Below are 15,423 nucleotides of genomic sequence, written 5' to 3' on the forward strand. Positions count from 1 at the left end.
AGTTATATCATATTGGATTTTTGATATACCTGTTATCTTTCAAGTTGCCTCTTTGTTGGCTGCACTCACTCACCCCGGTCACAGAGTTATCTATGCTCCCGGGGATACGCTCTCTTACCGTTGCGATGCATCTTGAAATCTATTGGGTATATATCAATGAATTTGCATAAATTAATATATTTTATTTTTGGTTAAAATATTCGCTGATTGTGCGATTAAACGGGATTAACGATAAAGTCCCCAGGTCAGAATTTGTATCCGATTTTGAAGGAACGGGGACATTTGAGTAAGAGATGTTTCACTTATTCACGAGTATTGGTGCCAAAGTACTGAACCCAGATGCGCTGGTAGGTGCCATCGGCTTTGATATCAGTTATTGCTTGATCGATAGCTGTTTTCAGATCTGGCTCTCCTTTGCGGAGCAAAATGGCTGTCTGAATTGCGTTGGGATCAGAAGCTACAATTTTCACCGGTGCATTTGGTTTGTGCCTCTTATAATCCAGATAAGGTAGGTTATCGTTGATTGTGGCATCGGCTCTGCGGGTACTAACCAATTCGATTTCTTGGCTAAATCCATTCGTGCCGATGATTTCCGCGCCGTTATGTCTTGCAATTTGGGCGAAGTTGTTGGTCAGAGTATGTGCTGAGGTTTTGCCTCGTAAGTCGCTAAATGTTTTTATGCTGTTGTTATCTTTATGGGTGATAAGTATGGCTTGAGATGTGATATATGGAATGGAAAAATCATATTTTTTCTTGCGTTCAGGTGTAATTGCAATTTGATTAATTACAGCATCAGAACGTCCAGCATCCAGTCCGGCAATAAGTCCATCCCATTTTCCTTCGATAAATGCCGGTTCTACATTTAAACGCCGTGCAATTTCACGACCGATATCAACATCGAAGCCTGTCAAAACGTCTGAAGCATCGTGATAGGTGAATGGTGAGTAAGCCCCTTCGGTTGCAATTCTGAATACACCAGTTGATTTAATCTTATCAAGCGTTGATTCTGCATTGGCTAAATGTACAAGACCGAATTGAGTAGTACTTGCCAATAAGAGAGTAAGAAGTATTTTCATTTCATTTCTCCGGGTTATTAGAAATTAGTGAAGCAATTTATTTGGGACTCATGTATTACCTGTATGCTTAGGTTTCTGAGAACTGTCTCTGTTCATTGCTTATGGTCATCCTAATAATACTTACTGGAATATACCCGTTATCTTTCAGGTTGCCTCTTTGTTGGCTGCACTCACTCACCCCGGTCACCTAGTTATCTATGCTCCCAGGGATTCGCTCCCTTGCCGTCGTGATGCATCTTGAAATCCATTGGGTATAGATTATTAAGATTAATATAGAGTTTAACTTTTTATTTGCAATAATATATTTGTATGATTGTATTCTCAACATAATATGCGAAATATAATGATTTATATATAAAATAAAATTATATCATATTGTGATTTTAGATATGTAAATATGAGGGATTAATAAAATAAATATTTATTAGATATGTTTTTAAAGAAAATAGGTTTTTGTTTTCAATATGTTTTATGTGTTTATACAGAATGGGGTGAATGTATGCTTTCTTATAAATTTTATCGTTCAGTTTTTAAATTAAAAAGCCACTGACAATGAATTGTAGTGGCCTGGGTGGAAATTTAATTTTTGAGAATATTACAACGCGACAATAGTTTCTTTTTGAGCCAGTAACTTCTCTTTTGATGTATTGCAGTTTGCCAGACGCTCACGTTCTTTGGCTACAACGGTTTCAGGTGCACGGCTGACGAAGCCTTCATTCGATAGTTTACCTTCGATGCTGCCGATCTCTTTATCCAGCTTTTCAATCTCTTTATCCAAACGGTTCAGCTCGGCTTCTTTATCGACTAAGCCAGCCATTGGGATTAACACTTCTGCGCCATCAATTAACTTGGTCACAGAAACCGGCGCTTCTTCACCCACAGACAGAAGAGTAACCGAAGAGAGGCGGCCCATTGCTTGAATAAAATTCAGATTTTCTGCTACACGGCGTTGTGCGTCAGCGTCAGCATTACGCAACAGAACTTCCAGTGGTTTGCCAGGCGCAATATTCATTTCAGCACGGATATTACGTACTGCAATAATCGCTCCTTTAATCCATTCCAGATCGTTCAGCGCCAGTTCATCAACTTTTTCCTGATCAAATTCTGGGAACGGTTGTAACATAATGGTATCGGCTTCAATCCCTTTAACTACTTTCACCCTCTGCCAGATGGTTTCGGTGATAAATGGAATAATAGGATGGGCCAGACGCAATAATCCTTCCAGAACTTCAATCAGAGTGTGACGAGCACCACGAATTTCTGCTTCTGAACCTTTGTTGATCGCCGGTTTAGACAGCTCCAGATACCAGTCACAGAATTGGTTCCAGGTGAACTCATAAAGAATATTGGCAGCCATATCGAAACGATATGTATCCAGTGCTTCACGATAAGCTTTCACTGTCTGGTTAAATTCAGCCAGAATCCAGCGATCAGCTAATGACAGCACCATTTCGCCACCATTTTGTCCACAGTCCTGGCCTTCTGTATTCATCAGTACAAAACGGCTGGCGTTCCATAGTTTGTTACAGAAATTACGGTAGCCTTGCAGACGTTTCATATCCCAGTTGATATCACGACCAGTCGAGGCCAGTGCTGCCAGTGTAAAGCGCAGGGCATCTGTACCGTGCGCTTCAATACCTGCCGGGAATTGTTTTTCTGTGCGCTTGCGGATTTTTTCCGCCAGCTGTGGTTGCATCATATTGCCAGTGCGTTTTTCCAGCAGATCTTCCAAGGCAATACCGTCAACCATATCCAGTGGATCAATGACATTCCCTTTAGATTTGGACATCTTCTGACCTTCTTCATCCCGGATAAGTCCGGTCATGTAGACAGTCTTAAATGGAACCTGAGGCTTGCCATTTTCATCTTTGATGAAATGCATGGTCATCATGATCATGCGCGCAATCCAGAAAAAGATAATGTCAAAGCCGCTCACCAACACATCCGTTGGATGGAAGGTTTTTAGTGCTTCGGTTTGTTCTGGCCAGCCAAGGGTAGAGAAAGTCCACAAACCGGAAGAGAACCAAGTATCCAGTACATCTTCATCTTGGTTGAGGATGATATCTGCGCTCAGATTATTTTCACGGCGAACTTCTTCTTCGCTGCGACCTACATAGACATTACCTTCCGCGTCATACCACGCCGGGATGCGGTGACCCCACCATAATTGACGGGAGATACACCAATCTTGGATATCGCGCATCCAGGAGTAGTACATATTCTCATACTGCTTAGGTACAAACTGGATATCGCCATTCTCAACGGCTTCGATCGCCACTTTTGCCAGAGGTGCAGTACGGACATACCACTGATCAGTCAGCATTGGCTCGATAACTACGCCGCCCCGATCGCCGTAAGGAACAGTCAGATCATGAGCTTTGATTTCAACCAGCAGACCCAATTTTTCAAATTCAGCAACCATTGTTTTACGGGCAGCAAAACGCTCCATACCCCGGTATTCAGCTGGAATATCAGAACTGTAAATATCAGAAACTTCGCCATTGGTATCGAAAACTTCTGCTTCATTACGGATATTGCCATCAATTGTCATGATATTGATCATCGGCAGGGCATGACGTTTACCCACTTCATAGTCGTTGAAGTCATGAGCAGGCGTGATTTTCACGCAACCGGTGCCTTTTTCCATATCTGCGTGTTCATCACTGATAATGGGAATACGGCGATTAACCAGTGGCAGAATGATCTCTTTGCCGATTAAATCCTTATAGCGCGGATCTTCTGGGTTAACTGCTACACCGGTATCGCCTAACATGGTTTCAGGCCGGGTAGTTGCAACGATTAGATAATCTTTACCTTCTGTGGTTTTTGCGCCGTCAGCCAGTGGATAACGCAAGTGCCACATAGAACCTTTTACTTCACGGTTCTCGACTTCCAGATCAGAAATAGCAGTGTGTAATTTCGGGTCCCAGTTAACCAGACGTTTGCCACGGTAAATCAGGTTTTCTTGATACAAACGGACAAAAGCTTCTTTTACAGCGTTGGATAGACCTTCATCCATGGTAAAACGCTCACGTTCCCAGTCAACGGAGTTACCCAGACGACGCATCTGATTGGTAATCGTACCGCCGGATTCTGCTTTCCATTGCCAGATTTTATCGATAAAAGCGTTGCGGCCATAATCGTGACGTGTTTTGCCTTCTTCTGCCGCAATCTTACGCTCAACCACCATTTGAGTAGCAATACCTGCATGGTCAGTACCGGACTGCCACAAAGTATTCTTACCTTGCATCCGCTGATAACGGATCATGGTGTCCATAATGGTTTGCTGGAATGCATGGCCCATATGCAGGCTACCGGTTACATTTGGCGGCGGAATAACAATACAAAAGCTCTCACGGCTGGTGTCGCCGTTAGGCTTGAAATAACCACTTTTCTCCCAATGGGTGTAAAGAGGTTGCTCAATTTCTTTAGGATTGTAAGTTTTATCGAGAGATGGCTCGGATTGCGTTTGGCTAGCGGGTGTTTTTTCCATTTTATCTTGATACTTAGTATGTTGGCGGCGTTGCCATGGTCAAATTAAAGCCGACGCTGCGATATAATTTATATCGTTCACGCGCCAACTGTTTCAAATTCTCGTCTATAGGAACGAAGTCTATCACTTCATGGAAAGCAGTGGCAAAGTCTGCGAATTGCGGCAGCAGATTTATCAATATATCACGGGGAGAATTTCCCCGTTTCTGAGGCCAACATAACTCAACTGGTGCACCATATCTCGGCCCTTCACCGGCAAGATTATGCGGGACGAACTGATGGGGTTCCCGTTGCCATAGGGCTTCATCTAACTTTTCTGCCTGTTGCTGATCTTCACAAGCAATTAGCACACGTTTTCCGGCTCGCCATTGGTCAGCCGCAAATTGACATGCTAGCCATTCGTGAGCTTGTAAATCTGCCTGGAGTGATGGTTGTTCCAGTAAATAAAACGTGGCGCTTTTCATAATGTCTCTTACGGGGAAAGGGCATTGTTAATGCCCTTTAATTAGCGAGGTATAAATCAATCGTCGTTATTGATACCGGCACTTCCTGCACGATTTAACAGGAATTGCGACAATAGTGCAACCGGACGGCCTGTTGCGCCTTTCGCTTTACCTGAACGCCATGCAGTACCAGCGATATCCAGATGTGCCCAATGATATTTTGTTGCGAAGCGGGACAGGAAGCAGGCAGCAGTAATAGCACCACCCGCACTACCACCGGTATTCGCCAGATCGGCAAAATTAGAATCGATTTGCTCGAAAAATTCGTCGGCCATTGGCAGACGCCATGCGCGATCACCGGATTGTTCAGAAGCATTTAGTAGCTCATGGGCCAGTGGGTTATGGTTAGATAGTAACCCACTGTAATGATTACCAAGAGCTGTTACGCAAGCACCGGTCAATGTGGCGACATCAATGACCAATTCTGGATCAAAACGTTCAACGTAAGTTAACGCATCACACAGAACCAGACGACCTTCTGCATCAGTATTGAGCACTTCGACCGTTTGACCAGATAGGGTGGTTAAAATATCCCCAGGCCGGTAAGCACGACCTCCTGGCATATTCTCACAGCCAGCCATGACACCGATGACATTGAGTGGTAATTGTAGCTCAGCAACCACACGCATCACGCCATAAACGGTTGCTGCGCCACACATATCGTATTTCATCTCATCCATACCACCAGCAGATTTGATTGAAATACCACCAGAATCAAAAGTCAGGCCCTTGCCAACCAAGATGATCGGTTTAGCATTTTTATCAAGGCTGCCTTTATATTCCATGACTGACATCAGGGATTCATTCTGAGAACCCTGACCAACCGCCAGATAAGCGTTCATTCCCAACTCTTTCATCTGCTCTTCACCAATTACTTTTGTTGTAATGTGGCTATTAGCAGAGTCTGCGAGCTGACGGGCTTGGGAAGCTAGATAAGCTGCGTTACAGATGTTTGGTGGCATATTGCCAAGATCTTTAGCTGCTTTGATACCGATAGCAATGGCAAGACCGTGTTGGATTGCCCGTTCACCGCTGGTCAGTTCCCGACGGGTTGGAACATTAAACACCATTTTACGCAGTGGGCGGCGTAGCTCATTTTTATTGCTTTTAAGCTGGTCGAAAACATAAAGAGACTCTTTTGCTGTTTCTACCGCTTGGCGTACTTTCCAGTAATTATTACGGCCTTTAACATGTAATTCTGTTAAAAAACAGACTGCTTCCATTGAACCAGTTTCATTAAGGGTATTGATAGTTTTTTGGATAATTTGTTTATACTGACGTTCATTCAGCTCGCGCTCTTTGCCGCAGCCTATGAGCAGAATACGTTCAGATAACACATTGGGAACATGATGCAACAGCAGTGATTGACCAACTTTGCCTTCCAATTCACCACGGCGCAACAAGGCGCTGATATAACCATCACTTATTTTATCGAGCTGTTCGGCAATAGGGGATAAACGGCGAGGTTCGAAAACGCCAACAATGATACACGCACTGCGTTGTTTTTCCGGGCTACCGCTTTTTACACTAAACTCCATGCGTTCTCCTGAATCTTAAAGACAAAGACGGATGCTATCGCTAGAATATAACGTTCCGTATTAATCTACCCCATAGAAAGTTAACTATTTATGTTAAGCTAAACGTACTATTTCTTAATGTTTAGCTAACTATAAGTATATTCTGACTGGGAACCTGAATTATGGAATGCTTCGATATCATTTTAGCAGTGAGGAAGCCAAACTGATGCACATAATAAATGGTATATATACAATGAAGTTAGCGATTTTCCTGCAAAAAGACAAGTTTTCACAGGCGTAATAAGCGTGATCATCATTAGATATCTGATACGGGAAACCCTGAAAAGCCAAGTTGCGATACTCTTTGTCCTCTTATTGATCTTTTTTTGCCAAAGATTAGTAGAGATTTTGGGAGCAGCAGTGGAAGGGAACATCCCAGCAAATTTAGTTATATCCTTATTAGGATTAGGTGTGCCTGAAATGGCGCAGCTTATTTTACCCTTGAGTCTTTTTCTTGGGGTGTTGATGACTTTCAGCAAGCTTTATACTGAAAGTGAAATTACTGTTATGCATGCGTGTGGTTTGGGTAAGCGTGTGTTGGTGGTTTCGGCGCTTATTCTGGCGTTGTTGACTTCCGCGTTGGCCGCAGTGAATGTTATTTGGATGATTCCTTGGTCCTCAAAATACCAGGAGCAGGTATTGGCTGACGCGAAGGCTAATCCAAGTCTGGCGGCGATAATAGAAGGGAAATTCAAACCTTCTGATAACGGTAATTTGGTGCTCTATATTGGTAGTGTACACGGTGATAAGTTTAAAAACGTATTCCTGGCCCAGCTTCGTCCGGTGGATAACCAGCGCCCTTCAGTTGTGATCTCTGATGGTGGCCATATGGTGGAGCGGCCTGATGGTAGGCAGGAGGTTATCCTTAATCATGGTATGCGTTACGAAGGCACTGCAATGCTGCGTGATTTCAGGATCACTGAGTTCAATAATTATCAGGCGGTTGTTGGGCATCAGGTTTCAGCCGTAGATGGCGATAAAGTTGAACAAAAATCCATTACTCAGTTATGGCGGGATAATGATAAGGACTCTCGCGCTGAGTTCCATTGGCGTCTGACTCTGGTACTTTCGGTACTGATTATGGCCATGATGGTTGTACCGTTAAGTGTAGTAAATCCACGTCAAGGGCGGGTGCTAAGTATGTTACCTGCGATGCTGCTTTATCTGATTTTCTTCTTACTGCAAAGTTCCCTGCGCTCTAACGGGAGTAAAGGTAAGTTGGACCCGTTGATCTGGATGTGGGTAGTTAATGGCGCTTATCTGATGCTGGCGTTGGTTCTCAATATCTGGGACACCGTGCCGATGCGCAGGATTTGGTCCCGTCTCAAAGGAAGAGGAGTAGCCTGATGTTTGGTGTATTAGATCGTTATATCGGGCGGACTATTCTTCAGACTATTCTGATGACATTGTTTATGCTGGTATCACTCTCCGGCATTATTAAGTTTGTTGATCAGTTGAGAAAAGTGGGGCAAGGGGAATACACCACTATTTCCGCTGGCCTTTATGCTTTGCTAAGTGTGCCGAAAGATATTCAGATATTCTTCCCGATGGCGGCTTTACTTGGTGCATTATTGGGACTTGGCACATTGGCAACTCGTAGTGAGTTGGTGGTTATGCAGGCTTCTGGTTTTACCCGTATGCAAGTTGCTGGCTCAGTCATGAAAACGGCTATTCCGTTGGTGATCTTGACGATGATTATCGGTGAATGGGTAGCGCCACAAGGTGAACAGATGGCACGTAATTACCGGGCTCAGAAAATGTTTGGTGGCTCTCTGGTTTCAACAACCAAAGGTATGTGGGCGAAAGATGGGGCCGATTTTATCTACATCCAGCGGGTAATGAGCGACACAGAGATTAAAGGCGTTAATATCTATCATTTTAATGATGATAAAAAACTACTCTCTGTGAAATATGCAGACAGTGCTGTTTATGATGAGGAGAACGATCTGTGGAAGCTTTCTCAGGTGGAAGAATCTGATCTGACAGACAGTAAAAAAATCACTGGGTCGCAGCACATTTCTGCTGACTGGAAAACCCGCTTGACGCCAGAGCAATTGAGTGTTGTTGCTCTTGATCCTGAAGCACTTTCTATCAGTGGCTTGTATCAATACATCAGTTATCTTAAACAAAGTGAGCAGGAATCAGGACGTTATCAACTGAATATGTGGAAAAAGATCTTTGCACCACTTTCAGTTGCGGTAATGATGTTGATGGCTCTCTCTTTCATCTTCGGGCCTCTGCGTACCGTACCGATGGGAGTTAGGATAATAACAGGTATCACTTTCGGCTTCTTATTTTACTTACTCAATGAGATCTTTGGCCCATTGAGCTTGGTTTACAGTATGCCAGCAGTTCTGGCCGCATTGTTACCAAGCCTATTGTTCCTTGCTCTAAGTGTTTATTTACTCCTTAAGAGACAGTAGCTTTTAGCAATCATGGTCCAGTAATGGGACCCGATTTGGAGGAACTGTGGGATGGGTTTTATGAACAGGAAACTCCATCCCTGGTATCTCTAATTTATAAAACGTCAACATCAAGCTTGATTATGATTCCTCGACAATGCAGCGACTAGTTGATTAATTCCTGTTGTGACGCTGCTAAACTTACTGTGTTGTTTGCGGGTAATCACGACAAATACTCCGATATTTTGTTCGGGGATCATTGCTATATACGTATTGAATCCACCGCCTCCACCGGTTTTCTGATAAATATTTGGAGTATCGCCATGGGTACTCATATAAACCCAACCAAGACCAAGACCATCCGCTTGACCGGCAACATCCATTCCTTTGATTGCAGCCAGATCGGAACGCTTAAAATAGACACCTTGTTCGCGGCTGGCGGTCTGTTTACGTAACTGACTGTTTGATGATAGAAACTGCTGCATCCAGCGTTGCATATCTTTTGGTGTTGAATAAACGCCACCACTACCGGCTGCTGCAACAGTATTGACACATGGACTAGGCTTATAACTTTCCATCAAACGGGCACACTGAGAACGGCTTGGTGTCAGTGTCGTGTCTTTCATAAAATAAGGGCCGGTGATCTTATCGTATAACAAGCGGGTATATGGCTTACCTGCGGCTTTAGAGAGTGCATCTGCCAATAAATCGTAAGCCAGATTGGAATAAGAAGCTGTTGTGCCTGGAGGTATATCTAATTGGGTTGTTTGCAACCAGGTCCAGCGGTTGGCTTGTGTAGGCCAGACAAAAACAGGACGTCCCCATTTCCCTCCCGGTTGTTCACGAGGTAACCCACTGGTATGGCTTGCCAGGTGGAACAACCGGATAGGTTGAAGGGAACTATATTGAGGCACTTTCACACCGTAATAACTATAGTCTTGTAATGGATCGGTGGAGCGTAAAACCTTATCCTCTTCCAGTTTGATCATAATCTCACTGGTCATCAGCTTAGTCAGTGAGGCGATACGGATAACGGAATCAGGCTTAGGGCGGATACCACTTCCCGGACGGGTTTCCCCGAAGCTACGGTAAACCACCTGATTATTATCAACTACCACCATTGCCATACCTTGCGCATTGCTACCGTTGAAAATATCCCGTGCATACTGATCGACCAATTGTGAAGCTAGCTTTTCAGTTCTCGAATTGCCTTCAAACACTTCCCATTTTAGCGGCTGTTTCTTTGGTTGCAGAAACTTTATCGAATATATTTTATCGGAAGAAGAGCAGGCCGCGAGAGCCAGCACCATGGCAGAAACAGGGAAGATCTTAAAAAGCAGTTTATTCATTTTGAATTAACCAATCAAACATACTTCCAGTGAATACAGGAACAGGATAGAAAGACCAGAAACTGCTACTTATTCTTTTTAAACAATGCCATCAACGCACCAATGACAATGCCTAAAAAAATACCGGCACCAATCCAGCTAATAATCGTCATAATCATTTACCTCGCAGTGAATTATCATCCTGAGATTATATAAGGTGATTATAGGTTGTCTATCTGCGTCAGATGTTTCAGCCTATTATGGTTGTAAAATTATTTTTGGGTATTTATCGTTGCTTTAGTGCTTAGTCGGGAATTTATTTTGGCTAGAAAAAATGTTATTGAGCGTGTTTATGTGTTCGCGAGGGGCTTTGTGCTTATAAATCAAGCGCAGTTTTGCATTGAACATATGCAATACGCTCTTTTTTTCGACATTTAAACGAAATCAGAAGGATAACAGTTGCTAACAGATCGCTGACAAGTATAATAGCCTCCGTTATCCGCATACTACTTCAGTGCCGAAGTGGCGAAATCGGTAGACGCAGTTGATTCAAAATCAACCGCCTTCGGGTGTGCCGGTTCGAGTCCGGCCTTCGGCACCATTTGACTTTCCAAAGATGTCCATAAACTTCCGTAACTACCTGAAAAAACAACAAATTACTTAGTTTCTGAGTCTATAATCGTCCATTTGTATCCGTTGACATCCATGATATTTGGGGGTCAAATTGGGGGTCAGTTCTTTTCGATAATGAGTTGACCCCCAAATTATGCCTTTAACAGACATGGAAGCTCGTGCGGCAAAGCCCCGTGAAAAAGAATATAAACTTACTGATGTACAAGGTTTGTATCTGCTTATTAAACCCAGTGGCTCAAAACGCTGGTATCTGAAATATCGGTTTACGGGTAAAGAAAGCCGGATTGCTTTAGGTGCATATCCTCAAGTAACACTGGGGAAAGCTAGAGAGCAACGCGATAGTATTAAGATAATGATCCGCAATGGCATCAATCCCAGTAAAAAAAGAGAAGTAGAAAAACAAGAAGCGATTGCCGAAACCTTAACTTTTGAAAAAGTGGCTAGAGATTGGCACAGTAGTAATAAGCGTTGGTCAACAACACATTCAGAACGAGTATTAGGGGATCTCCGACGTAATGTTTTCCCTGCGATTGGGAATAAAAGTATTGCAACTTTAGAAGCTAAAGATCTGTTGGCACCTCTCAAAGAGATAGAAAGCAGTGGTCGATTGGAACTCGCTTCCAGACAACAACAAAGGATTACTGCTATTATGCGCTATGCGGTACAAAATGGCTTGATCGCTCGCAACCCTGCTCAAGATCTCAAAGGTGCGTTGGCGACACGTAAATCAACTCATCGTCCTGCTCTTCCTCTTGAAAGATTACCCGATTTTCTGACTCGTCTTGAGCACTATAAAGGACGCTACTTAACTATTTTAGCTGTCCGACTGACTCTATATATATTTATTCGTTCCAGTGAACTCCGCTTTGCACGCTGGAGAGAAGTTGATCTGGATAAAGCACTGTGGACAATTCCAGCAGAAAGAGAGCCTATTGATGGTGTTAAACATTCTCATAGAGGTTCGAAGATGCGAACGGTACATCTTGTACCTTTATCCCACCAAGCTCTTGAATTACTGAAACAGATAAAAAAATTATCTGGAGATAATGAGTTAATCTTTCCGGGCGATCATAATCCAAATAAGCCAATGAGTGAGAACACAATAAATGCTGCTTTAAGGACGATAGGTTATGACACTAAAACGGAAGTTTGTGGGCATGGTTTCAGAGCGATGGCTTGTAGCGCTTTAGTTGAATCAGGGCTATGGTCAAAAGATGCAGTTGAAAGACAAATGAGCCACACAGAGCGTAATGGTGTCCGAGCTGCTTATATCCTTTCATGGACTCTATCTGTAAATAGCTAAAGTTAAAAAAACACTATTGTTTTATTATTCCCCCATTTAAATAAAACTCCCCCATTCATTACCCACTTTATTTTTCTTTAAATAAAGATAAGATGATTTTCTAATTACAGAATAATGTGAGTACTCTATTGGATATTAATAAATAGGATGGTGTTAAACATACATTATGAATGAATTAAATAGCACTATACCGACAGAAGGAAAATACCTACTCTTCCCCCATTTTGTCCCCCACAATGTATGGATTTTTATTGCCCCCACGTTGATATTATTAAAATAGCTTCAAAAATAGTTATTTTTGTGATATGGAGTAGTTGTATCAATCTCGGCATTGATCCAGAAATTGGGGATACCAAGACATGATTATTATTCTCCTTTGATTCAGAATATTTTCTCTTTTCGTCGGGGGAATAGAGACGAGGAATATCGCAAGACGCTTGAACTTATCAGTCCATATTGCCGTTTCGATACTGTTTTCACTGCGACATTATTTGATGATAAATTAGTGCTAACAATAGAATACAGCTAGGATTTTTATTCGAGTAATATGCCGTTAGTGCTATTTAGCAGTTTTAAAGGTGTACTGGATGATATGATATCGATTAATTTCTATCATGGAAAACATATCGCAGAAGGTATAGTGACTGCTGAATTTGGTACGGAAAACTAATTAACTATATATACCCAATGGATTTCAAGATGGATCGCGACGGCAAGGGAGCGAATCCCCGGGAGCATAGATAACTCTGTGATCGGGGTGAGTGAGTGCAGCCAACAAAGAGGCAACTTGAAAGATAACGGGTATAAATTTAAAAATAAAGCAGTTTGGACCGTAGCGCTATAGTGTGGTTCAAAACCAACAAAAAGCGACGACAAACTGCCTGAATAGAGAGAATCATTTGTCATGGCAACATTAGAAATATTGACTATTCCGAATGAAAGACTGAGACAAAAATGTGTCGAGGTTGTAAATGTTGAGGCTATCCAGGGCCTTATTGATGACATGCTTGAAACCATGTATAGCACTGATAATGGGATCGGTTTGGCCGCACCACAAGTTGGACGAAAAGAAGCGGTTGTGATCATTGACATTTCAGCGACGCGGGATGAACCTTTGATTCTGGTCAATCCCAAAATCGTTGAAAAAGAACGCAGTGTTATCGGACAAGAAGGGTGTTTATCTGTCCCAGGATATTATGCAGATGTAGAGCGATTCGAAAAGGTGAAAGTTGAAGCGTTAAACCGGCATGGTGAGGCAATAACGGTGGAAAGTGAAGATTTCCTGGCTATTGTGATGCAACATGAAATTGATCACCTGCATGGCAAAATCTTTATTGATTATTTGTCACCACTGAAAAGGCAAATGGCGCTTAAAAAAATTAAAAAGTATAAAAATAACAAAGCATCTTAATCAGCTTTAAACCACAGTCATCAAGGGGGAAAACTGAAACGTCAATATCGTGTGGATGAGTTCCGGTATTGCGATGAAACCCCTTGATAGATTGGCTCGTTTCAGAAGAACCCCCTTTCTGGATGAGTATTTATTAATGTTGTTGTCGATAAATCAAATTAGTGACCTGATTTACAGGAAAACGTGACTTATAGTCCGTGGTTTGATAAGTAACATAGTTCGATACTTATCAAATGAAAAAGCCTAATACTATAAAATCCCTTTTTGGACAAAGAGTTAGATATATCAGAGTGGCATCTGGTATGTCTCAGGAAGCTTTTGCTGATAAATGTGGGCTCGATCGTACTTATATCAGCGGTATTGAACGTGGAGTCAGGAATCCCACGCTTGAAGTTATCAATGTGATTGCAAGTGGCTTGCAAATCGAACTGAAAGATTTGTTCGATTTTAGCTCCCTCCAGAAGATTTGATTCTCCTGCTAACGTAATCACTTTCTTGCCGAATCGCATAAAATTGAAACAGCCCATCTTGGCGATGCGCTGTTTCAATAATATATAGCCACTTATCTTATGTATCTCGAAGGCCATATCTCGGCAGGATCGCGATCTAAAGCGTCAGCGATAAGTTGTTGACCTTTAGGCCAACGGCGTTGCAGGGTATTGGCAAGGGTCGATGATGCTAACCCTGCTTTTCTTGAAACTGCTGCTAACGATGTTCCCTGTTTTTTCAGTGCGGCGATAATGTCTGCTGGGTGCCAGTCCTGATTTTTCATCTTATTTCTCCACGTTACGGATAACTTTGATATGAAAAGATAAATCGTTACATAGTAGACTATAAGTCACATATAATAACATAACTTACAGTAAAAAGTGACTCATAGTCCGTGGTCTGATAAGTAACATAATTCGATACTTATTAGATGAAAAAGCCAAATGCTATAAAATCCCTTCTTGGACAAAGAGTTAGGCATCTTAGACAATCATCTGGGATGTCTCAGGAAGCTTTTGCCGATAAATGTGGAATTGATCGTACGTATATCAGTGGTATTGAGCGGGGGATCAGAAATCCGACGCTTGAAATCATTAACATTATTGCAAGTGGTTTGCAGATTGAGCTGACAGATCTGTTTGATTTCAGTACAGAATCAAAAAATTAAAACTCATTATCTTTCAAGAATTTTTTATTCTCCCTTTTGAGCGAATGCTTCAATACCTCTATTTTGAGGTTTTCTGTGGCAATGTCATTATAGAAATTAAGCTAATTCTAATCGTGATTACAAATTAAGTATTGGATGATTTTAGAGAAACATAGGCAAGTCGTTCAAGTAATCGGTTATTAATATTACATAGAAGTAAAAATTACCCTTCTGATATTGTGTTCTTTGGTGGTATCTGACCTATTTTATATGCTACTGATGGCGGGGATTACGGAAATATTCCATGATTATTTGATGGGGGTTAAGTTTGCTACTCCGCATTCCGGTGATCTCAAATGTAACAGCACAACCCTATGGTTCTGCTGATATTGCTGAGAAATTGGTACAACAATTGACTCAACCTGAGCGTTGGCAATCGAGTATTCAATTTATTTACCGTCACGGGCCGATGTTTTTCATTGAGCCTGGTGCAAAAACGGTGTTATCCAAACCTATGCCTTCTTTGCTAGTCCGTTGTTCCAGCTATGAAATCACTCTCTGAG

At 42.3% G+C, this 15,423-nt stretch carries 14 protein-coding genes and 1 tRNA gene; 9 read left to right on the top strand and 6 right to left on the bottom strand.

Annotated elements, in window-relative coordinates; translation table 11 throughout:
• Positions 1–302 precede the first annotated feature (302 nt).
• From AM629_RS10785 to pepA, 4 genes are all read right to left on the bottom strand, one after another.
• Positions 303–1,076 (bottom strand): amino acid ABC transporter substrate-binding protein, encoded by a 774-nt coding sequence (locus AM629_RS10785; RefSeq protein WP_054478819.1) that lies wholly within the window; start codon positions 1,074–1,076, stop codon positions 303–305.
• Positions 1,077–1,671: 595 nt separating this feature from the next.
• Positions 1,672–4,569 (bottom strand): valine--tRNA ligase, encoded by a 2,898-nt coding sequence (locus AM629_RS10790; RefSeq protein WP_054478822.1) that lies wholly within the window; start codon positions 4,567–4,569, stop codon positions 1,672–1,674.
• A 13-nt stretch (positions 4,570–4,582) separates the two neighbouring features.
• Positions 4,583–5,032, bottom strand: a complete 450-nt coding sequence (locus AM629_RS10795; protein ID WP_054478824.1) for a DNA polymerase III subunit chi — start codon at positions 5,030–5,032, stop codon at positions 4,583–4,585.
• 56 nt (positions 5,033–5,088) lie between these two features.
• A complete protein-coding gene (gene pepA / locus AM629_RS10800) occupies positions 5,089–6,609 on the bottom strand; it encodes a leucyl aminopeptidase (protein ID WP_054478827.1) in 1,521 nt (506 codons plus the stop codon).
• Between the two features lie 285 nt (positions 6,610–6,894).
• On the opposite strand from pepA, the gene lptF reads away from it, so the two are divergent.
• Together lptF and lptG are read left to right on the top strand one after the other, a co-directional pair.
• Entirely contained in the window at positions 6,895–7,995 is a 1,101-nt protein-coding gene (gene lptF, locus AM629_RS10805; RefSeq protein ID WP_054478829.1) for an LPS export ABC transporter permease LptF, read from the top strand.
• Positions 7,995–9,071 carry an LPS export ABC transporter permease LptG gene (gene lptG, locus AM629_RS10810; protein WP_054478830.1) on the top strand — a complete coding sequence of 359 codons (1,077 nt, stop codon included), beginning with the start codon at positions 7,995–7,997 and terminating at the stop codon, positions 9,069–9,071. Before lptF ends, lptG begins: the two co-directional genes overlap by 1 nt.
• Before the next feature lie 110 nt (positions 9,072–9,181).
• Here the strand turns inward: lptG and ampH are convergent, their stop codons facing one another.
• Entirely contained in the window at positions 9,182–10,399 is a 1,218-nt protein-coding gene (gene ampH, locus AM629_RS10815) for a D-alanyl-D-alanine-carboxypeptidase/endopeptidase AmpH (protein WP_054478832.1), read from the bottom strand.
• Between the two features lie 495 nt (positions 10,400–10,894).
• Here ampH and AM629_RS10820 point away from each other — a divergent pair.
• From AM629_RS10820 to xreR1, 5 genes are all read left to right on the top strand, one after another.
• Positions 10,895–10,979: transfer RNA gene (locus tag AM629_RS10820), tRNA-Leu, on the top strand.
• A gap of 165 nt (positions 10,980–11,144) precedes the next feature.
• Positions 11,145–12,314 (top strand): tyrosine-type recombinase/integrase, encoded by a 1,170-nt coding sequence (locus AM629_RS10825; protein WP_054478834.1) that lies wholly within the window; start codon positions 11,145–11,147, stop codon positions 12,312–12,314.
• A 547-nt stretch (positions 12,315–12,861) separates the two neighbouring features.
• The gene (locus AM629_RS24995) at positions 12,862–12,984 is read left to right on the top strand and encodes a hypothetical protein (protein WP_262499941.1); all 123 of its coding nucleotides are present in this window, start codon (positions 12,862–12,864) and stop codon (positions 12,982–12,984) included.
• Between the two features lie 234 nt (positions 12,985–13,218).
• Positions 13,219–13,725 (top strand): peptide deformylase, encoded by a 507-nt coding sequence (def, locus tag AM629_RS10830; protein ID WP_054478836.1) that lies wholly within the window; start codon positions 13,219–13,221, stop codon positions 13,723–13,725.
• Between the two features lie 233 nt (positions 13,726–13,958).
• Positions 13,959–14,195, top strand: a complete 237-nt coding sequence (gene xreR1, locus AM629_RS10835) for a cell morphology transcriptional regulator XreR1 (protein ID WP_072161871.1) — start codon at positions 13,959–13,961, stop codon at positions 14,193–14,195.
• Positions 14,196–14,287: 92 nt separating this feature from the next.
• Here xreR1 and xreR2 read toward each other — a convergent pair whose 3' ends face one another.
• A complete protein-coding gene (xreR2, locus tag AM629_RS10840; RefSeq protein ID WP_054478839.1) occupies positions 14,288–14,497 on the bottom strand; it encodes a cell morphology transcriptional regulator XreR2 in 210 nt (69 codons plus the stop codon).
• 147 nt (positions 14,498–14,644) lie between these two features.
• Between xreR2 and AM629_RS10845 the strand changes: the two genes are divergently transcribed.
• Positions 14,645–14,881 carry a helix-turn-helix domain-containing protein gene (locus tag AM629_RS10845; protein WP_072161872.1) on the top strand — a complete coding sequence of 79 codons (237 nt, stop codon included), beginning with the start codon at positions 14,645–14,647 and terminating at the stop codon, positions 14,879–14,881.
• 307 nt (positions 14,882–15,188) lie between these two features.
• Complete coding sequence (locus tag AM629_RS10850; protein WP_054478843.1) at positions 15,189–15,422, top strand: hypothetical protein; 234 nt, start codon at positions 15,189–15,191, stop codon at positions 15,420–15,422.
• Position 15,423: the final 1 nt, after the last annotated feature.

Source organism: Photorhabdus heterorhabditis, from assembly GCF_001280945.1.
GTDB lineage: Bacteria > Pseudomonadota > Gammaproteobacteria > Enterobacterales > Enterobacteriaceae > Photorhabdus > Photorhabdus heterorhabditis.